Here is a 19,975-nt window from a genome sequence, read left to right as displayed (position 1 = left end):
TATTACATGCATGTAGAAACTGATAAGGAAATGAAATTTATTGCTACTGGAGATAGTTTTATCACTAGAAGAATTCCCAACCAATCACCTTCGTTTCATAAACTTACAGACCTTTTTATGAGAGCAGAAGTTCGTTTCACAAATTTGGAAGTTACTACTCATCGTTTTGAAGGATTCCCTTCAGCACTAAGTGGAGGAACGTGGGCAATAGCAGATCCTGATGTACTATTAGACTTAAAGTCATATGGATTTAACTTAGTGGCTTGGGCAAATAATCATACACTCGATTATTCGTATGGAGGCTTAAAGGGAACAAAAACATATTTGAATCATCATAACTTTGTACATGCAGGGGTAGGTGATAATCTTGCAGAGGCTACTCAAGCACGCTATTTAGAGACCAACTCTGGTAGAGTAGCTTTAATAGCTGCCACTTCTACTTTTAATGAAGCGATGGCTGCCGGGGAACAACGCTCTGATATGATTGGTCGTCCTGGAATTAACCCATTACGTCATAATACTGTACATGTTCTTTCTAAAGAGAAACTGGAACAATTAAAAATTATCGAAAAGTCAGCTAATGTTAATGGGTTTTATGAGCAAGGTGTAGAAAAAGGACTAATAAATAAAATTGATGAGAAATATATACCGTTTAGTAAGCTTTTATTTCAGGAAGGGGAACAAGAAGGAAAGTTTACAAAGCCAAATAAAAAAGATCTTAAAAGGATATTGAGTAAAATCGCCGAAGCAAAGCAACAAGCTGACTATGTATTAGTTAGTATACACTCTCATGAAATAGGTGAAGGTTCCTTAGACAAACCTGCTGAATTTCTAAAGGAATTTGCTAGAAATTGTATTGACGAAGGGGCACATGCTGTAATTGGGCATGGGCCACATGTTTTAAGAGGGATTGAAATTTATAAAGGGTGTCCAATTTTTTATAGTCTAGGAAATTTTATTTTTCAAAATGAAACTGTCTCACACTTACCTTCTGATTTTTATTCGAAGTTGGGGCTTAATAGTGAACACAACGTAGTTGATGCTTTAGAAGCGAGAAGTAATAATGATACAAGAGGATTTGGATCATACCCTGATGCATGGGTTTCAGTCATTCCAGAATGGACAATGGAAAAAGGGAAATTGAAAGAATTAAAGCTCTATCCAGTAGATTTAGGATATGGTTTATCCAGACATCAAAGAGGAACCCCTTATTTGAGTAACAACGAAGAAACACTAATAAAATTGAAAGAACTTTCCTCTGAATTTAATACAGAGATAGAAATACAGAATGGCACGATTTCACTGAATAACACTATGATTTAAATTTAAATCTTTATTTAGTTATAAGGTATAAAAAAGAGATCAAATATAAGATCTCTTTTTTATTTGTTTAATAAAACTCAACCTCTATTATCTCCAAGCATTCAGGTTTCAACTGGTCACTAACCCGATCAACAACTATCTTTTTCGTGAACATCTGAAGCAATATTTTTTTCTCCAAAGCGTCAAGCATCATCCTCGGACTTAATAAATATAAAACCCCTTTTGAATTATGGCTTGAGAAAACCGGACAGGTACTTATTGAAGAATCATCCAGTGAAGCTGCCTACTTTGGAAATCTCTTTGAGGATATGGTCGCAAAAGAATTTGAAGTGCGTATGGGGAAGAAGGTACGAAAAAGAAATGCCATCCTTCATCATCCTGACCATGAGTACATTATCGCCAACATAGATCGTAAGGTTGTAGGGGAAGAAGCGTTACTTGAATGTAAAACAGCCAATCAGTTTCTTGCGAAAGATTGGGAGAGCGAAGAAATACCTGAGTCTTACTTGGTACAAGTGCAGCATTACTTAGGTGTACTCGGATACCCCAAGGCATACATCGCGGTCTTGATAGGCGGTAACAAATTTATATGTAAAGAAGTGAATCGTGACGAAGAGTTGATCAGCATTATTTTTGAAGCTGAAAAGCATTTTTGGGAATACCACGTAATGAGAGGGAATCCCCCGGCCCTGGACGGATCGAGTGCTGCTGAAAAGTACTTAAAAGAAAAGTATGCCAAAGCTGAAAAGGGTAAGTCCATTGAGTTACAGAGTACCAATAAAGATCGCATCCTTGAGTACTTCGATTTGAAGAAGACCATTAGCGAATTAGAAAAACAGAAAAAACATATTCAGCATGACCTGCAGCATGAATTAAAAGAAGCAGAATTAGGGTTCTGCTCGAATTATGAAGTAGCCTGGAAGCCGATAGAATCAAATAGAGTAGATTCAAAGCTATTAAAAGAGATGTTTCCGAATATATATAAAGAAGTAACCAAAAAGAGTGCTTATAGACGATTTGATATCAAGGAGGCAAAATAATGGCCACTAATCAAACTCTTAAAACTCAACTAGCTAACAAGAATGGACAAGCTCCTTCTACACAAGGTTCCACTATGAAAGGGTTACTAGCTAGCCCTAGTGTGATTAAGCGCTTTGAAGAGGTATTAGGTAAACGAGCAACACAGTTTACCGCCTCTATCCTTAGCCTTTACAACAATGAAAAGATGCTACAAAAAGCTGAACCATTGTCAGTTATTTCTTCAGCGATGATTGCAGCAACATTAGATCTCCCAGTAGATAAGAATTTAGGGTATGCCTGGATTGTTCCATATGGGGAAAGGCACAATTTCAACTTGGATATAAAGGTTATATTCAATTAGCCCTTAGAACCGGACAGTATCGGTATATAAACGTCACACCGATTCATGAAGGGGAGTTGATTAAATGGAATCCCCTAACAGAGGAAATCGATATCGATTTTGAGCAAAGAGAGTCAGAAGCCGTCATTGGATATGCAGCTTATTTTGAACTACTTAATGGATTTAGAAAAACCGTCTACTGGACCCGAGAACATGTAGAGAAGCATCGGAAGAAATTCAGTAAATCCGATTTTGGTTGGAAGAATGACTGGGATGCTATGGCCATGAAAACGGTACTAAAGAATCTCTTATCTAAATGGGGCATTCTCTCAGTAGAAATGCAAAAGGCTGTTATTGAAGATAACGAGGATCGGGAATTGAAAGATATTACACCTGAAGAGGATGACAACACAATTGAATATGAGGTCCAGGTAGAACAAACGGAAGAACCGGCAAAAGAATCTAAGTCAAAGAAAAATAAAAAAGAATCAGCACAAGACACTATGGATATGAAATTTGATTAACCATGAAGTACCTTACAGAGTCCTTCTTCCAAAATGGATTTGGGAGAAGGCTCAGAGTAAGGAAGAGCTGAAAAGTCTCGTATTGGACTATATGAAGCGATATCCCCATTATCACGTAAAAGGTGTTAATGAGGGGAAAGCGATATGTGAAAGGAAGGAAGAGGAATTATGAAGGCAACTGGAATCGTAAGAAAGATTGATGAATTAGGTAGAGTGGTTATTCCAAAGGAGATTAGAAGAACACAGGGATTGAATAGTGGCACCCCATTAGAAATGTTTCTAGATCATGGTGGTATTGTCTTCAGACCTTATCAAAAGGATGTTACAAAAAATAATACGCTTACATGGCTTGAGAATGCTTTGTCAGACGCAACGAACCAAGATGATAGGGAATCTATTTCAGCAGCTATTTCATACGTAAGACAAGCATAGAGGTGATGACTTGAATTATCTAAAGGAACTCAAAGCTTTTAAGGATTGGTTGCTACTGAACGATCTTAATACCAGCGCAATTGCGTTATGGCACACACTGATGGCTATAAACAATATGGCTGGCTGGAAAGAACGATTCAATGCGCCAAACTCCACAGTAGAGAAATTGACTGGCCTTTCTAAACAGGGGTTGGTTAATGCTCGAATAAAGCTTATCGAAAATGAACTGATTGAGTACGAAAAAGGAAAGAAAGGGAAGGCTCCCATCTATAAGGTAAAGTCATTGGTCAACTCAGTTGACCAATCGCTATACCAATCTGATACCCAATCCGTATACCAATATGGATACCAATCCGATGACCAACAGTTGACCATACCTAAACATAAACTAAACAAAACGAAACTAAAAGAAGATGTAGTAGATGATTCACCTGCATCACTCAATCCGTTTCAGTTTTACGAGCAAGAGGGGTTTGGGGTCTTGGGAGGTTATATACCGCAAAAGATTGTGTCTTGGTGTGATGATCTCTGTGAGGAATTGGTACTGGAGGCAATGAAGATTGCTGTAGAGCAAGGGACTAAGAAATGGGGATATGTTGAGGCAATTCTAAAAAACTGGGCTCAGAAGGGGATTAGGACATTGGAACAGTCTCGAGCTGAACAACAGCAATTTAAAGAGCAGAGAACCAAGCGAACACCTGCGAGGAATGGTAAGGTGAGGCCAATTCGCACAGAGAAACTGCCGGATTGGTTTGAGGAGAAAAAATCATATTTTCAACCATCCCAAGCTGAGAATGAAGAATTTGATTTTGAAGCAGAACGAGCTAAGTTAGTCGCTGAATTGAAGGCTTTTAAAAGAGGGTAGTGGTTGTAGTGTATTTTTCTTAGTTTGTAAATATTGTAGTAACGATGTTTCAACACTTTATGCTAATCATGATTGATTTTTCTGAAATATACTTTTGGAAGTTACTAAAAACAAAATCCCTCCATTCTTTAAGAGAAAAGAAGTGGAGGGTAGGAAATGAAGTAATATGAGATACTATTGTTAGATGAATGATGAAACTACTATAGTTAAGAAATTAGATTGGTATATCCATGGACATGTACATTTCTTAATAAAGAAATCAAAATTACAGTATCGATATCATCTAGCTCATCAAATAAAAATAAATTTTCAAGTTCAATATTTTTATCGGAAAAATACGAAACTAAGATCATTTGCATAGTTAATAGTACAATGCGTGAGCATTCCCTTATCAAATCGGTATCATCAAAGTTGTGTAAATCAAAATCGTCTGGATGATGGGGAATTGAATAAGCACCATGTGCAAATTCATTACGAATCTTATAGACAAGAAAAATTCCTTTTTCGTTATGTTTTACATGAGAATGTTTCGGTAAAATCTTTAAGGAGCTGTAAAGTTGTAATAATTTGTCAAGTGCTCCTTTGTACCCTGGAAACAAGGATATTTGATTTTTATTAATTATGTAACGAGCTGTCTTTACTTTCCCATATTTTCCTATATTACATCCATCAATTAAAGGTTCTAATTTATTTATCAAGGATTCAAAGGCGCCCCAGATAAAGTTAAAAATAGTAATTTCTGTAGCAATTTTTGAAAGTAAAGCACTCCTTTCATTTTCAAAATGTCTAGCTGAGGAACAGAATGCAAGACTTGCATCAAATTTCTCTGTTATTAAATCAACTTGTTCTACGTTAGATGCCATCTGTAACCAACTACAGATATGTTCCCAGCTCTCATCGTTATCATTAATATCTAATGTTCTCAGAATGCAGTCTAATTTCCATGCATGTTCATCAATTGGCAGGAGATTAACCATTTATTATTCCTCCTATAATGGGATAACGTACAAGATTAACTAATTACTCATAGGAAATTTGGTTGGAATTAAATGAAATTTATTGTGTGAAATATAAATAAATCAGGGCATTTCTAGGTAGACCATTTTAATTATACTACAGGAGGGGTCTTGATGAGACTATCAGACTTGGAAATTAACACTAGTACTTTAAAACTAGAAATTGATATAATGGATAAAGAAGGAAGTTTTGCTGTGGTGGTTTGTGATGGGAAGGCGAAGATTACTGAGCTGCCGTCTCACGGGGAAACGAAAATTGTTACCCACCAGGGCAAAGTGAAACGGGTTAAGTTTGATGAGGGGGAAGAGTTTTGAATGATGAATTATTAAAAATCTTTATTGCAGCATTGATTGGTGCCATCGGTACCTTTGTAATACAATTGCTTCTTAGAAAGTGGGACAATAGAAAGAAATCAAAACAAGTTCAAATACTTCTTTGGGAAAGCTGTAGAAGAGTAACAGTATATCTAACCGCAATGCTAGAAGAAAATGAAGCAGAAAATATGAATAACTTGGAAGCAAGGATAAATGGTATTGAACTGATTTCTAATCTTATAGGAGAAATGCAGATGCATACTATCCCCTTTAATAATATGAATACTATGTTTCGGACGAGGGAAGTATTTCATGAAATTCTTAGTGACTTAAGGATGCTACTTAATAATTATCAAAAGACTAAACAATTTGAATTGGACATAAAGGCTATGATTATTAAGGAGCGCTTAAACGAAGAAGAGAAATCCTACCATTTAAAATCTATTGATAGCTATAAAACCGAACTACATAAACAATTTAATAACTTATGTGAGGATTTAAAAAAGTATATCCATCAATTAAACTTGGTAAGAACAGATTATAAAAAACTAGATAGAAAAATTTATAAATTAAATAAAACACAAATAAAAGAACTACAAAAATATTAAGAAAGACTATGAAAGGAGTCACATTTTTGATAAAGGATTACTTTCAATTAATTAATTATCAATGGTTAATCGGCTTATTCATTCCGGGGGTGTTTACAATACTGGGAGCATATTGGGGAGCAAAAGTGGCAGGTGAAAAATCTGTTCAAGCTGTTAAACAGCAAATCCAATATGATAGAAATAAAAGTGAAGAAATAAGAAAAGATAAATCTGCAAAATCAATGCCCATTATTAGTAGATATATAGATTGCCTTTTTAACTATTTTAGACAACTTGAATTTTTAATTAAAGAAAGCCAAACGGGACTAGATGTATATAATATTGATTTTGATAAAGAAATAAAAGACGAGTTTGAGGAAGTATTAAAATTAAAGGAGTCTTTAGAGACCATTGATATTGAACTTTTGACAGTAGACTCAAATAAGTTAATTCAGGAAACTCTGTTCATAATTACTGAGGTAGATACTTATTTAGATACTTACTTAAAAAAAATTGATATTGAAAATGAAGCTAATAGGATTAACACCATATTAATAAAAATTGAGAAATTAACTAATTTGTTTAATGATATACAAAAGTCAATCAGGAATTATTAAGTTTCTACCAGTCTTCTGGAGGACGCTGATCTAACACTTGTAATGGTGTTGATTGGTGTCCTTTTTTATTTTGCTTAAGGAGTGATTTGATGGAAAAATTATTATTAAGCTACAAAGAAAATTTAAATAGGGCAAAATTAATGCTTGATGGGGCTTCTGAAAGGGATCAATCACTTCTTAATGGAATGATAAGGGACCTTAAGTACTCTATTGAATGGATGGAAACCGGAAGAGAGCCTGGAAGTAAGCGAGGAGTGGAGAGGCTAGCTGCATATCAAAGGGAAAGACCACTTGATCCGTTATTAATGCAAAGGTTTTTTAGGAGCCAAGGTGAGACATATGTCTGGGATAAAGCAGAAAATGAAAGTGTAATTTCATCTGCTGAAAAAGAAGTGATTGAAGATGCCTTATCTGTCCTTACTGGTAAAGAAAAAGAGGTATATTTAATGTCACGTGGCCACTGCTTGTCATATAGTCAGATTGCAAACTATTTATGCATTAGTTCTAGTAGTGTACAAACAATGATTGAACGAGCAGAAAAGAAAATTATTAAAAGAAAAAATGATAGTCTATTTTGTCTTAGTTGACCTTTAATTTTATGAAGTATTTGTCGTAGAAAAGCCACTTTATAATATAACCTTAATTTATTTGCAGGAAAATATCTCCTTTTGTCGAATCAATACTAATATAAGGAGTGAATATCTATGCCATTTGAGAAATTTATAAGAGAAATGAAAGAAAGATATGAAGGGGAAGTGGAAGCTGGAGTCGCAATTGACAAGGTGAGTAAGGAAATTAAAAAGCTTCTAGAAAAATTAGCAAGAGATCTTAGTCAAGAAATAAAATATTCTAGTGATTTCGAAATCTCTACTTTTGTTGATGATTCTCAGTATATTGGAGAAGTGAAAATAGAAGACCAGGTTTTGGATATAACTCGTTTAGGAAACGAAATTACGGTAAAACTTAATGATTCTGAACTTGATCGAATTACATATAACGGTATATTTGTTCAAGATAAAAACAAAGATGAATTTAATGATTTACGTTTTAGAGAATACTTAAGAGTATTATATAGTGGAAGTTTTTCTAATAAATAATAACTATTTATATTTTTTTATTACTTAAGCATTCTTAGGAATGCTTTTTCTTTTGTTACAAAACAAATCAAAAAATAGGAGGTGAGAGGTGTGAGGGAATGAAACTAACCGAAAAACAAATGAGATTTGCTGATGAATATGTTAAATCAGGCAATATTTCAGCTGCCTATAAAATCTCCTACCCTAATGTAAAAAAGGATTCAGCTGCAAGGTCATCTGGAAGCAGGCTGCTAACAAAAGCTAACGTGAGACAATATATCGAGGAGCGTTTAGAGGAATTGACAAAAGAATCAATCGCTGAACAGGACGAGATCCTTCAGTTCCTCACTTCAGTGATGCGAGGAGAATACACCGAACAGATACCAGTATGAAAGGTACACAAGGACACCTACCTTAAAGATCGAGTAAAAGCAGCATACTGATCTAAGCAGCAGGTCGATAAAAGAAGATAGAGGGTACTAACAATAAGAATCAGTTAAAGGAACAATAAATTTCATATTGACAACAATCTCTTAAAATGGGCAGCCAAGCAATTAGGGGTTGCCCATTTATTTAAGTTCAATGAATCAATGCCAGAGATAACGTACATGCCCACTGGCCAGAAGATTTTGTTCAGAGGTCTTGATGATGAATTGAAGATTACATCGATAACCGTTGATGTTGGGATATTGAGCTGGGCATGGTTTGAGGAAGCTTATCAAATTGAAACTGAAGCTAAATTTCGTACTGTGGTTGAATCAATCCGAGGAAAATATGATGATCCGAACTTCTTTAAACAGATAACAGTTACTTTTAATCCCTGGTCTGAACGACACTGGCTTAAGAAGGTATTCTTTGATGAAGAGACCCGGGAGAAGGATACGTTTGCCATTACTACGACATTCCGGGTTAATGAATGGCTAGACGAAGTAGACCGAGCCAGATATGAGGACTTATATAGAACTAACCCTAGACGTGCCAGGATTGTTTGTGACGGAGACTGGGGAGTAGCAGAAGGTCTCGTCTTTGAAAACTTCCATGTGGTTGATTTCGATATCCAACACAAGATTAAAGAGATTCAAGAAACTGCTCATGGAATGGATTTTGGGTTTACCAATGATCCTACAACATTACCCAGCTCTGTGGTAGACCTTAAGAAGAAAGAGCTTTGGATTTACGATGAACATTATGAGAAAGCGATGTTAACCGAAGAAATATACAAGATGATCGTAAGGAAAGGACTTCTCAAATCAGTCATCACAGCTGACTCTGCAGAACGTCGTTTGATCCAGGAATTAATCAATAAAGGTGTTCGAAGAATGAGAGCTTCAGTCAAAGGGAAAGGCAGTGTGAATCAAGGAATCCTGTTCATTCAAGGATTCAAGGTATACATTCATCCCACATGTGAACATACCATTGAAGAATTTAATACGTACACTTTTGATCAGGATAAAGAAGGAAAGTGGCTGAATACTCCGGTTGATGCAAATAACCATATTATTGATGCTCTTAGATATAGCCTGGAACAATACCATTTGGGAGTGGCCAAGAAAGATGATACTTATAATGCTTTAAAAGGATTAGGTTTATAGGAGGTGGAACATGAATCACGTTAATGCTTTTGAGCTTGAAGTAGGTACGAGTGGAAGTGCCGGGAAGAAGAGGCGGTTTAGTATAGAATCAAACATTCAGTATACGTTTGATTCTGCAGAAGAGCTGGTGCAAGATACAAAAGAACTGTCTGCAATATTAAAACATCATATTGAACACCAACGTCCAAGGCTCACTGTCTTGGACGATTATTATCTCGGGGAGAACACGACGATCTCTGCAGCCAATCGTCGGAAAGAAGATGACAAGGCCGATCACCGGGCCAAGCACAATTATGCGAAGTATGTTTCTAACTTCATGCAGGGCTTCTTTGTAGGTGCTCCTGTATCAGTTCGTCATAAGGATAAGTCCACTCAGGAAAAAATTAATGAAATCAACGAAACAATAGAAGATGCTGCTCTTAATGCAGATATTGTTCTGGATTTATCAATCTATGGTCGGGCATATGAACTAATACATCGGAATCATTTGGATCAAATAAAAGTATATTTGTCCTCACCATTATAAAACTTTTTGATCTATGACAATACGATTGAAATGAACGTAATTGCTGGGGTCCGATACTTCTCGGTTGGTTATGGCGGCCATCCGAAAAGAGGGTCCTTATGTTGTTTGAAAATTATAACATGAATCAAATTGTTTTGCCCTTAGATTTAGAAGTGAATTTGCAAAAAAAATGATATTGCCTTTCTTGTTTATCATTTAGTGGACAGCATGCCTCATGAAGTGTTTGAACCATTTCTTCGAAATAAAGGGTGTCCTGCTTACCATCCTCGAATGATGCTTAAGATTATTCTGTGCGCCTACACACAATCGGTCTTTTCAGGACGTAAAATTGAAGCACCCCTAAAAGACAGTATACGTATGAAGTTGCTAGCACAAGGATATGAACCAAGCTATCGCACCATCAACCGATTTTTATTGATGGTAGATAGATTGAAGCGAACGCCAATAAATTCACATTTGTATGGAAAAAGTTTATCGAGAAATATCATACAAGCTTGATCGAAAAATCAAATGAGTTATATACTGAGCTGCTTAAAAGTGAAATCATTCCCGAAATTTAACGTGAAACCTTGGAACAATTGTCTGTGGAAGAACTCGCTCAACTGGTTCGAAAAGTAGACGAAGTCGTAAATGAATATGATCAACACATTGAAGCTACCTCTGATACTTCAGAACGAAAAGCATTAAGAAGTGAGCGTAAATATCCAAAGCAAGTCCGAAAAACTGATAGATTTTCTCATACGCAAACAGAAATACCAACAAGATTTTAAGACCTTCGGAACACGAAATAGCTATTCTAAAACAGATATCGATGCGACATTCATGCGAATGAAAGATGATTATATGAAGAACGGACAATTGAAAGCTGGTTATAATGTACAAATTGCCACAGAAGGTCAATACACGCTAGCCTATAGTTTGTTTTCAAATCCAACAGATACCCGTACATTAATTCCATTTCTTGATAAGATTGAGCAGGATTATTTCGAGTTGCCAAAACACATCGTCGCGGATGCGGGTTATGGCAGCGAACAAAACTATAGTGATATCCTTTTAAACAGAAAACGCGAAGCGCTTATTACGTATAACATGTATCAAAAGGAACAAAAGAAAAAGTACAAACAAAGTATACTTAATCCTGAGAACTGGGAGTATGATGAGGAGACGGATACATATACATGTCCAAATCATAAGCGTCTTCAATTTAAAAATCATTCTCTCCGCAGTGATCGCAGTGGCTATGAACGGAAGTTCAAAATTTATGAGTGCGAAGACTGTTTTGGGTGTCCATTTCGTTCATCATGTACGAAAGCAAAAGAAGGAAATAATCGAAAACTCATGGTGAATGAACTGTGGGAACAACAAAAAGAATATGTAAAATCTAAGCTTTCAGAAGAAAAACTGGGGCCATCTATCGAAAACGTAAAATCGATGTCGAGCCAGTTTTTGGATTTTTGAAAGCTAATTTAGTGTCACTCGATTTTCTGTACGAGGAAAATCGAAGGTCGAAAATGAAATGGGCATGGCATTATTGGCAGTGAATTTGAGCTCGCTCAATTTCATCTTTTTTTAATTAGAAGCTAGTTATGTCCCAGCCTCTTTTTATGTGTTTTGTAATATGATAAGGAAAATAATAAAGAGAAAATATATATCCAAAAAGAAGGATTTTCCCAAAAAGTGTCGTATACCTATACTTAAGAAAACAGAAAGGTGGTGCACATCCATATTTCACTCAGTAGAATCCCTATCGGAAGTGATGATTGGTGATGCTTTCAGCAGTGATGCAACAGACATTCACGTTATACCAAGAACAAATGATTACCTGATACAATTCAGGAAGACCGGCGTACTGGTTCCGTTCCAGACGATCGACAAGGATCAGGCCGAACGATTGATCGCCCACTTGAAGTTCATGGCCTCGATGGACATCGGGGAAAAAAGAAAGCCCCAAAGCGGCTCCTTCAGCCTTACTGTCCGCAACACACCCCTTTCCCTCAGGATATCCACCTTACCGACCACCCACTTAAAAGAAAGTCTTGTCATCCGCATTCTCCCGCAGAAATACCAAATTCCTATTGAAAAAATGTCCCTTTATCCTTCTTCTGCAAAAAAACTGCTTGCATTGTTGATGTATTCCCATGGGCTCATTCTGTTCACCGGTCCGACTGGTAACGTGTCGTAAATACTAATAAAACAAAACATTCGAAATAACGATTAAATCCTTTCCCTTTAGGTGTTTATCTGGTCTCTTAGGAGGCTGTGGTATTAAATCAAATTCAATCTTTTTTATGAAACGTGATATGAATTCCTTTTTTTCATCGTTTGTAAGTAAAAAGAAGGTCTGGTTAAATGTAAATACAATGTCTTGTATTGCCTTTGTGTCTAAGTGCACAGGGGCTTTTATTTTTTCTAATTGTTGTTTAACCAAGTTATAGGAATCCATTGTTTCCTTCATACGTTCCTCAAATTCACTATCGGTAATTAAATCATTGGCCCATGCTTTCTGAAACTTTTCCCTTTTCCTTTCAATTTGTTGTTGCTGCTTAAGAAGTTCGTCTCGTTCAGTGTTTTGATTTTTTGGTACTTCAATGTCTTGTATTATTACTTCCTTCATGTATTCATTAAGAGCATCTAAAACTCGATTTTCTCCAATAGAGACCATTTTAAATCCTTTTTTCCAACATACTTGACACTTATAGAGAGCACTTTGATATGAAGTACCATCTTTCTTTTTTCTTAAATATCGATTGACTGAAAGTGGCCGGTCACATTGTGGGCATGCCAAGATCCCTTGAAATAGATAAGTGTTTTTTACCTCACGACGGTGGTGGACTGTACGATCAGCAAGAATGTCTTGGATTTTATTGAACTCGTTTTTAGATATCAATCCTTCATGAGTATCTTCATACACTTTGTCGTTCCATCGAGTTGCTCCATAAATAGCTGGATTCCGAAAAATACGAAGGACTCCCTGCGCATGCCATCTTCTGTGGTCGTAACGGAGGTTTAAATGATCAGCAATCCTTTTTGCTGACATGCCAGATTTTAATAAATCAATCATTTCCAATACGATTGGTGATTGTTCGTTCTTCACCAGTTTTTCTTCTTCGGATAAATCAAATCCAAATGGAACATTACCAACACGTTCTCCATCAGATACTTTTTCCTCAAGTGCCATTTTGACGCGCTCAGAAAGGTTCTCACGTTCCCACTGAGCCAAAAGAGCAACCAGACCTATAAACATCCTCCCCATAGCGTTTGACGTGTCATAGAGCTCTGTGGCAGATTTAAATGCACACTGATGACTATCTAAAAAGTCGAGGAGGGTATAGAGGTCCATTACTGATCGCGTAAACCGGTCTAGTCTATATACCAAGATCGTTGCAATCGTTCCGGATTTCACATGCTCCAAGAGTAATTTTAATTGTGGACGGTCGGTATTCTTAGCGGATACCCCTTCATCCACATAAAATTTGTATTCAGTCCACCCCTGGGCGGCACAGTATGCAGTCAGTCTTTCTCTTTGTGCAGCGATTGAATATCCTTCTTTAGCTTGTTCTTGTGTGCTTACTCTTATATAAATTCCTACAGTCAAGATAAAACCTCCCTGGTTTGTGTTAATCGTTACTTTTATGTAAAAAAGCGGTAGATAAAAGGTGAGAGCAAGTTTATAATAAAAAATACGTTCGTATTTGTTGCGAACATGCACTTAACGGTCGGGACGGTGCAATAAAATCTTCCCGTCCTATCCTCTGGCAGACTTATTAGTGGTCTTTTTTCCACTCATACAGATCTTCCATGTAGCACCCAAAAACAGCAGCAATATTTTTAAGATTCTTTAAATCAGGTCTACTAACTTCTTGCTCATATTTAGAAATATTGGACCGATCTACACCTGATTTGTTTGCTAAGTCACTTTGGGTCATATCGAACTGCAGTCGCCAGTCGCGGATTTTACACCGACCGACCGTATACAACCTTATCACCACCTTACAAAACATAAAATGGGGGATAAACAAATGAAACAGCTTTCTAATGAGACAATACATAAAATGATTAAATTAATCGTAAAAAGTGAAAATATGAAACAAAGAAAAAATCTCTCTAAGGCTCAAAAATAACTTTTACCACTTTACCTATAATTCTTGATGTTTTTTGGAAAGGGATAGGTGCATATTTTTCGTTTGTAGAAACAAGCCATACTGACCCATCCTCATATTTCTTTACTTTTTTGAGTGTGGCATCTTCGCCATTCACATTAATTACAGCTATTTCTCCGTTTTCCACTTCAGGTTGCATCTTTACTAATACCTTATCCCCAGGATAAATCCGGCTCCCTCTCATTGAGTCACCTTTGACAATTAACATAAAATGATCTTTATTAAATTCTCCTGGTACCTCTTCATAATCTATAATATGTTCATCTGCAAATATAGGTTGACCAGCTGCAATATAACCTAAGATAGGCACCCGAACACTTTTATCTGTCTTCTCAATATCGTTTTTTGTATAGTAATTTTCTTTGAATTCTGCTTTATACAAAGTCTCATTTTGAATTTGATAAATTGAATTGATATTTACATCTTTCTTAAGTAGTAAAAGAAACTCTAATTTTTCTTGAAAAGTTAAGTTATTAAATAACTCTTCCCAAAAACTTCTTTTTTTCATATTCTCTTCACTAAAAAATTCACTTATGTTTGTATCCAGTTGATTAACTTGACTAATAAAAGATTCTCTAAATTCTTTTAAAACTTCCCCATCATTTGAAATGCCATTAAAAAATTGTTCAAAAGTGTAATTAAATACTTCTTCTATATCCTCTAATTTTAATAACTCTAAAGCTTCATCGTTAATATCTTCTGTAATATAACCTGCCATTCTCATCAGTTCTGTATATGTAACACCAAGATGCGGAGCTAACTTCTTAATAATTTCTGGAGATGGTTTACCTCGTTTGCCGTTTTCTAATTGAGATAAATATGCATTGGATACACTAGATAGAGCCTCCAGTTCTCTAATCTTCAATCCTTTGTTCTGTCTCAATTCTTTTAACTTTTCTCCAAACTTCTTCTCATCAAATACTTCTATACTACTCACTAAATTCTCACCTCACTGAAAACATTATAACGTAATGAATTAACTATTGTTAGCATTATGGACAAAAAATTATAAATTTATGCTTGCATTTGTTAATTAGTGATGGTAAATTGATTACAGAAGCAAGATAACAATTGCAAGCAACAGATTGAAAGGAGGTTTCTACATCATTGAAAGTTAAATTGAAAGATCCACACGAGTTAAGGAAATTGATTTTGCAGAACGGCCATTCACAAAGATCTTTCGCTGAACACATTAAGATTTCTAATCCTTACTTAAGCCAGATTGTAAATGAAGAAAGGTTCTGTAGTGGGAAGATTGCTAAACAAATATCAGATGGATTAGGAGTAAATTTTGCAGATATTTTTTTTATCGAAGATGCTTGCAATTGTAATCAAACTGATGGATCAGTTGGGAACTCGATAACTTATTAACATTTGGATGGTGACATAGATGGGGGAAAAGCTTAAAGAAAATGTAACACCACCAAGAATCAGCAAGGAAACAATGAAAGAAATGGCAGCATTCTTTGCAAGAACTTCGATTCCAAGAATTATTGAAAATATGGAATCAGAAGGGGAAGACAATGATTAAATTCGAGTCTCTCCCACAAAATAACCAGGAAGAAATTATTAAGGTCATATTGTCCCTAGATGATTTGGAAGTCGTAGATATTGAGGAGGATGAAAGGTGAAAAAGGAGATCGTTCATCGGATCGCATACTACACACGTAAAGTAGCTGAAAAATCATCAGTAAATCTTGCTGAAAGACATCCACGATGGTTCACATACCGTCATCAAAGGTTAATGGCTTACAAGAAGCTAATGCATGACCAAATTAATAAAGCAGGTTATTGAGCTGGAAGCAGCTCCTTCTTTTTCGACATCGTTGCGAAATTTGCTGGTGAATGAAGTCGAGTGCTGAAGAAACTAATAATCTATTGGATTAATTAATAGAACGTTAGCTAAAGATGTTGTCGAACCATAAGGTGATTAGTTGATAACTAGTTCAGAAGTAAAAGTGGTTCATAACCAAATATGAAGCAGAGGAGATTGATTAGTATGAACGGAGTGTTTACTGCAAGCAGAATGATGAAAGCGAGTGAGGTCCTTCAGATGTGTAGAGAGGCTAAAAAGGCACCGGCATTACTTATCGCTGTGGAATTAGAAGCGAAAGAAAAGTTATTCAAAATGAAAATAGCAGCTGAACGCAATAGCATTCAATCAGCTTAATCGGTAGCTGTAACCTTGAAAGGGGGTGAGAAAGCTGAACGGATATCTGGACGATCGGGGAGAGGTTGTGGAAATCACATGGGAACAATACCAGTTCTTCCTATGGAACGGTTTCCCGAAAGGAGTGGTAATTGTGAAGGCTCCTGAAGGACCGCATGAAAACTAAAAAAGACCCGTGCGCCAACACGGATCTCTTAAAAAGGTGATCCTGTACAACAACTTTATATAAATAGTATCGGAATCACCAACCAAAATCAAATGGAGGGTGAAAAATGCAAATCGCTTTTAAAACTTTAGCGCTTGAAAACTTTAAAAATCATAAATCATTATCAGTTAAGTTCGGGGAAGTCACGAATATCCAAGGTCGTAACGGTGCAGGGAAATCCTCAATTGGAGATGCAATTTCCTGGGTGCTATTCGGGACGGATATTTCAGGTAGCAAGCTGGACCCCAGGCCAATTGATTCAGAGGAAGGGACCGAGTCGAAAGTAGAGTTACTTGTGTGTATCAGTGGCAAGGATGTCTTGTTCGGTCGGACTCAGAAGAAAACGGCTAAATATTTTCTAAATGAGGTCCCTAAGAAAGCAACCGAGTTCAACGAATACTTAGAAAGTCAGTTTGATAAGAATCGGTTTCTCTCTTTATTGAACCCGGCATTCTTCTTCACTCAGCATTGGCAGGATCAAAGAGCACAACTCCTACAATATGTGAGCGAGCCTCTGAATAAAGAAGTTTTAGCCACATTATCAAAAGTAGACCGAGAAAGACTTGAGGGACAGTTGAAAAAGTATTCACTGGATGACCTGGAGAGTATGCATCGTGAAAAAACAAAGACCGCAAAGACTGCGTATGAAAGAGCATCGGAACGTGTCCTTACATTAGAGGAACAAGCGAAAAAGGATAAAGATGATTCATTCGATGTTGAGACGGCCAAAAAGGAAATCGAATCTTTGTACAAGAAACGTATTGCCATTGATGAAGATAATGCTGTTCGACAGAAGGCGATTATTTATCGCAATCGATTGGAAGGACAAGTTGATAACTTATCCACTCAGATTGCAAACCAAAAGCAAGTGGTCCAGAACATCAAAGATGAGCAGGTAAAAGAGGAATGCACTACCTGCGGACAAGCATTGGATGAAGAATCGATTTTGAAAGTGAAAGAAAACAGGCAAAGTCGATTCAACAAAGAAGTACAAAAGGGCAAAGAGTTGGTTCAAAAGGTGAACGAACTAAAGAAAACTTTATCTGAAATGCCAGAGGTAAAAGAAATCAACCGTGATGAGCTCCTTGAAATTGAAGATAAACTCATGGAACTGCAGATGGCAGTAAAAGCTTCCGAACAATTTAAAAATCTTGATGCGGATCGCAACGTGGCCGTGGAGAAGAAAGAATCGATTAGAAAAGAATTGGTTACTTCAAAGGCAATTGTGGATGCGATCAAAGAGTTCAAATCCAAACGATCGGAACTGATGGTCAGCAAGGTGGATGATTTGTTCACAACCATCTCGGTCAAGCTCTATGAAACTCTTAAGAACGGAGAGGAGAGAGCGACATTCGAGATTGAGATGGACGGCAAGCCTTACAGTAAACTTTCCACTGCTGAGAAGATTAAAGCGGGCTTAGAACTAATTGAGGTGCTGAGCAAGCTGTCTGAAGTTATAGCACCAACGTTTGTTGATAACGGGGAATCCATTTTGAACTTCACTGCGCCGGCTGGTCAGTTGATTGTAGCCAGGGTGAAGGATGAGGATTTAAATATAAAAACTGTAGAAACAGAGGGGGATAAATAATGGCAAATGTAAAAATCGAGTTGGAACTTGATTGGTTAAATGAAGATGAATCACTAGATGAGGCAATCAAAGAGCAAGTAATTGCCAATCTCCAAAACAGATTAATCAAAAATGCTGAGAATCAAATCGCTGGAAAACTAAATACTCAACTTGCTGAGATTGCTGATCGTGTTACTTCAAGTTTTATTGAAAAGACTCTTGAAACTAAAATTGAAGATCTGCAAATCCCACATAAGACCAATAGCTGGGGCTCAGAGGTTGAATATATTCCAATCAGTCAATATATCGGTAGGAAGTACGAAGCACACCTTACCAAAAAGTTGCTTGATGAACATGGGCGAGAAGCTAAATACAACAGTGATGCAAGGCTATCGATTAGTGAGTATTTCATAAATAACTATCTTGCTAAGGAGCTGACTGGAAAAGTAAGTTCCATGATTCAAACGGCTCGTAAGGATGCAGAGGAAACGATTGTTAAGGCGCTTGAAAATAACCTGAAAGAGCAGCTATCTGTGGATATCATTGAAAGACTTAATATACCTAAAATGCTCGAGAGTTTGCAAAATAAAGCAGCAAGTCTTGATACCAAGGAGGAAACGAAATGAGTAAAAACCAATTATCCGCAATTAACACTCAAGAATTCGAGAACGTGTTCACTCAAAAGGAATTGGAGGTGGTTGTCAACTCGATCGCCAAAGGAGCTACTAATGAAGAGCTGGCCCTGTTCATTCAAATCTGTAAGCAGAACAACCTAAATCCATTTAAGAACCATATCTACTTTATCAAATACGGCAATCAAATGAGCATACAGGTTTCAGTTGAAGGCATTCAGTACCTGGCCCAGCAGCGTGAAGATTATAAAGGGGTGACAGTTCAACTGGTTCACGAAAACGATGACTTTGAAATCGGTGTGGATCCGGAGACACAAGAGCTGAAGATTGAAAAACACACGATTAAAATCCCAAGGGGTAAAGTCGCTGCTTCATATGCGATTGCAAAACGTGAAGGGTACCCGGATAAAGTGGTCGTCATCGAAGCTGATGAGGTTGAACACTTACGCACAAAGTCAGGATCCCAATGGAAGACCTACTACAATGACATGTTTAAAAAGCACGTTTTGAAACGTGCATTGAAGCTCCAATTCGGAATCGATGTGGATGATGCTACTGGTGCCCAGGAAGATACCGTTGATCCTTACCAGCCGAGAGAAAGAAAGGATATCACTCCTGATTCTTTCGATGAGCCAAGGCTCGGGGAAATGGTAGATGAAGAAGATCAGCTGAAAGAAGCCTGGGATGGAATTAATCAAAAGGTTAAACAATCATCGCTTGATAAAAAGATTGTCACTGATTTGGTTAAAGAGAATTTCAACAAGAAGCCTGCAGATTTGACTCTAAGCCAGGTGACCGGTCTTTCCAAGCTTGTTGACCTAAAAATCAATGATGCTAGTAAAAAAGCAGAAGCAATCGAAATGGAATTTGACTTTCAAGAAGGTCAGCTGGACTGATAATCAATGAACGATCAATACAGAGTCCTTCTCCCTAAATGGATATGGGAGAAGGCGACCAGTAAAGAAGATGCTAAGCAATTCATTAAGGACTACATGAAGCACTATCCTC

At 36.8% G+C, this 19,975-nt stretch carries 21 protein-coding genes and 4 pseudogenes; 21 read left to right on the top strand and 4 right to left on the bottom strand.

The window, feature by feature from the left end:
* Positions 1-6 precede the first annotated feature (6 nt).
* The 5 genes and pseudogenes from KH172YL63_RS14730 to KH172YL63_RS14710 all read left to right on the top strand — a co-directional run bounded on the left by KH172YL63_RS14730 (position 7) and on the right by KH172YL63_RS14710 (position 4,504).
* Entirely contained in the window at positions 7-1,323 is a 1,317-nt protein-coding gene (locus tag KH172YL63_RS14730; RefSeq protein WP_173106815.1) for a CapA family protein, read from the top strand.
* A 182-nt stretch (positions 1,324-1,505) separates the two neighbouring features.
* Positions 1,506-2,363 (top strand): annotated as a pseudogene (locus KH172YL63_RS14725) (YqaJ viral recombinase family nuclease); the annotation flags it as partial.
* A pseudogene (locus KH172YL63_RS14720) lies at positions 2,363-3,207 on the top strand (recombinase RecT). The pseudogenes KH172YL63_RS14725 and KH172YL63_RS14720, both read left to right, overlap by 1 nt.
* 168 nt (positions 3,208-3,375) lie before the next feature.
* Positions 3,376-3,639, top strand: coding sequence for an AbrB/MazE/SpoVT family DNA-binding domain-containing protein (locus KH172YL63_RS14715; RefSeq protein ID WP_173106814.1), 264 nt, complete (start codon positions 3,376-3,378; stop codon positions 3,637-3,639).
* A 10-nt stretch (positions 3,640-3,649) separates the two neighbouring features.
* Entirely contained in the window at positions 3,650-4,504 is an 855-nt protein-coding gene (locus KH172YL63_RS14710; protein ID WP_173106813.1) for a DnaD domain-containing protein, read from the top strand.
* Between the two features lie 206 nt (positions 4,505-4,710).
* Here KH172YL63_RS14710 and KH172YL63_RS14705 read toward each other — a convergent pair whose 3' ends face one another.
* Positions 4,711-5,481 (bottom strand): hypothetical protein, encoded by a 771-nt coding sequence (locus KH172YL63_RS14705; RefSeq protein WP_173106812.1) that lies wholly within the window; start codon positions 5,479-5,481, stop codon positions 4,711-4,713.
* Positions 5,482-5,634: 153 nt separating this feature from the next.
* Here KH172YL63_RS14705 and KH172YL63_RS14700 point away from each other — a divergent pair, with 153 nt between their 5' ends.
* From KH172YL63_RS14700 to KH172YL63_RS14655, 10 genes and pseudogenes are all read left to right on the top strand, one after another.
* Positions 5,635-5,835: an XtrA/YqaO family protein gene (locus KH172YL63_RS14700; RefSeq protein WP_173106811.1), complete on the top strand. Its 201-nt coding sequence runs from the start codon at positions 5,635-5,637 to the stop codon at positions 5,833-5,835.
* Positions 5,832-6,443 (top strand): hypothetical protein, encoded by a 612-nt coding sequence (locus KH172YL63_RS14695; RefSeq protein WP_173106810.1) that lies wholly within the window; start codon positions 5,832-5,834, stop codon positions 6,441-6,443. The genes KH172YL63_RS14700 and KH172YL63_RS14695 overlap by 4 nt, the downstream gene beginning before the upstream one ends.
* Before the next feature lie 26 nt (positions 6,444-6,469).
* The gene (locus KH172YL63_RS14690; protein WP_173106809.1) at positions 6,470-7,039 is read left to right on the top strand and encodes a hypothetical protein; all 570 of its coding nucleotides are present in this window, start codon (positions 6,470-6,472) and stop codon (positions 7,037-7,039) included.
* 89 nt (positions 7,040-7,128) lie between these two features.
* A complete protein-coding gene (locus KH172YL63_RS14685) occupies positions 7,129-7,626 on the top strand; it encodes a sigma factor-like helix-turn-helix DNA-binding protein (RefSeq protein WP_173106808.1) in 498 nt (165 codons plus the stop codon).
* A 117-nt stretch (positions 7,627-7,743) separates the two neighbouring features.
* A complete protein-coding gene (locus tag KH172YL63_RS14680; protein WP_173106807.1) occupies positions 7,744-8,136 on the top strand; it encodes a hypothetical protein in 393 nt (130 codons plus the stop codon).
* Positions 8,137-8,234: 98 nt separating this feature from the next.
* A complete protein-coding gene (locus KH172YL63_RS14675; protein WP_173106806.1) occupies positions 8,235-8,507 on the top strand; it encodes a terminase small subunit in 273 nt (90 codons plus the stop codon).
* 141 nt (positions 8,508-8,648) lie between these two features.
* A pseudogene (locus KH172YL63_RS14670) lies at positions 8,649-9,707 on the top strand (PBSX family phage terminase large subunit); the annotation flags it as partial.
* Between the two features lie 10 nt (positions 9,708-9,717).
* Positions 9,718-10,233, top strand: a complete 516-nt coding sequence (locus KH172YL63_RS14665; protein WP_173106805.1) for a phage portal protein — start codon at positions 9,718-9,720, stop codon at positions 10,231-10,233.
* Positions 10,234-10,334: 101 nt separating this feature from the next.
* Positions 10,335-11,779: pseudogene (locus tag KH172YL63_RS14660) on the top strand (IS1182 family transposase); the annotation flags it as partial.
* A gap of 72 nt (positions 11,780-11,851) precedes the next feature.
* On the top strand, positions 11,852-12,415 hold the full coding sequence (locus KH172YL63_RS14655) for an ATPase, T2SS/T4P/T4SS family (protein ID WP_173106804.1): 564 nt from the start codon (positions 11,852-11,854) through the stop codon (positions 12,413-12,415).
* A 3-nt stretch (positions 12,416-12,418) separates the two neighbouring features.
* On the opposite strand, the gene KH172YL63_RS14650 is transcribed toward KH172YL63_RS14655, so the two are convergent.
* The 3 genes from KH172YL63_RS14650 to KH172YL63_RS14640 form a co-directional block, all read right to left on the bottom strand.
* Positions 12,419-13,828, bottom strand: a complete 1,410-nt coding sequence (locus tag KH172YL63_RS14650; protein WP_173106803.1) for a recombinase family protein — start codon at positions 13,826-13,828, stop codon at positions 12,419-12,421.
* Between the two features lie 169 nt (positions 13,829-13,997).
* Positions 13,998-14,234: a helix-turn-helix domain-containing protein gene (locus tag KH172YL63_RS21880; RefSeq protein WP_138777822.1), complete on the bottom strand. Its 237-nt coding sequence runs from the start codon at positions 14,232-14,234 to the stop codon at positions 13,998-14,000.
* 103 nt (positions 14,235-14,337) lie between these two features.
* Positions 14,338-15,330, bottom strand: a complete 993-nt coding sequence (locus tag KH172YL63_RS14640; protein ID WP_173106802.1) for a helix-turn-helix domain-containing protein — start codon at positions 15,328-15,330, stop codon at positions 14,338-14,340.
* A 170-nt stretch (positions 15,331-15,500) separates the two neighbouring features.
* Between KH172YL63_RS14640 and KH172YL63_RS14635 the strand changes: the two genes are divergently transcribed.
* From KH172YL63_RS14635 to KH172YL63_RS14610, 6 genes are all read left to right on the top strand, one after another.
* Positions 15,501-15,764 carry a helix-turn-helix transcriptional regulator gene (locus KH172YL63_RS14635; protein ID WP_173106801.1) on the top strand — a complete coding sequence of 88 codons (264 nt, stop codon included), beginning with the start codon at positions 15,501-15,503 and terminating at the stop codon, positions 15,762-15,764.
* 19 nt (positions 15,765-15,783) lie between these two features.
* The gene (locus KH172YL63_RS14630; protein ID WP_173106800.1) at positions 15,784-15,924 is read left to right on the top strand and encodes a hypothetical protein; all 141 of its coding nucleotides are present in this window, start codon (positions 15,784-15,786) and stop codon (positions 15,922-15,924) included.
* Between the two features lie 468 nt (positions 15,925-16,392).
* Positions 16,393-16,563 carry a hypothetical protein gene (locus tag KH172YL63_RS14625; RefSeq protein WP_173106799.1) on the top strand — a complete coding sequence of 57 codons (171 nt, stop codon included), beginning with the start codon at positions 16,393-16,395 and terminating at the stop codon, positions 16,561-16,563.
* Between the two features lie 272 nt (positions 16,564-16,835).
* Positions 16,836-18,356, top strand: a complete 1,521-nt coding sequence (locus tag KH172YL63_RS14620) for an AAA family ATPase (RefSeq protein WP_173106798.1) — start codon at positions 16,836-16,838, stop codon at positions 18,354-18,356.
* On the top strand, positions 18,356-18,961 hold the full coding sequence (locus KH172YL63_RS14615) for a hypothetical protein (protein ID WP_173106797.1): 606 nt from the start codon (positions 18,356-18,358) through the stop codon (positions 18,959-18,961). The genes KH172YL63_RS14620 and KH172YL63_RS14615 overlap by 1 nt, the downstream gene beginning before the upstream one ends.
* Positions 18,958-19,863, top strand: a complete 906-nt coding sequence (locus KH172YL63_RS14610) for a RecT family recombinase (RefSeq protein WP_173106796.1) — start codon at positions 18,958-18,960, stop codon at positions 19,861-19,863. The genes KH172YL63_RS14615 and KH172YL63_RS14610 overlap by 4 nt, the downstream gene beginning before the upstream one ends.
* Positions 19,864-19,975: the final 112 nt, after the last annotated feature.

It is taken from the genome of Bacillus sp. KH172YL63 (assembly GCF_011398925.1).
Classification (GTDB): Bacteria; Bacillota; Bacilli; order Bacillales; family Bacillaceae_B; genus Rossellomorea.
The sequence above is the reverse complement of the archived record's forward strand: the minus strand, read 5'-3'. Positions and strand labels throughout refer to the sequence as shown.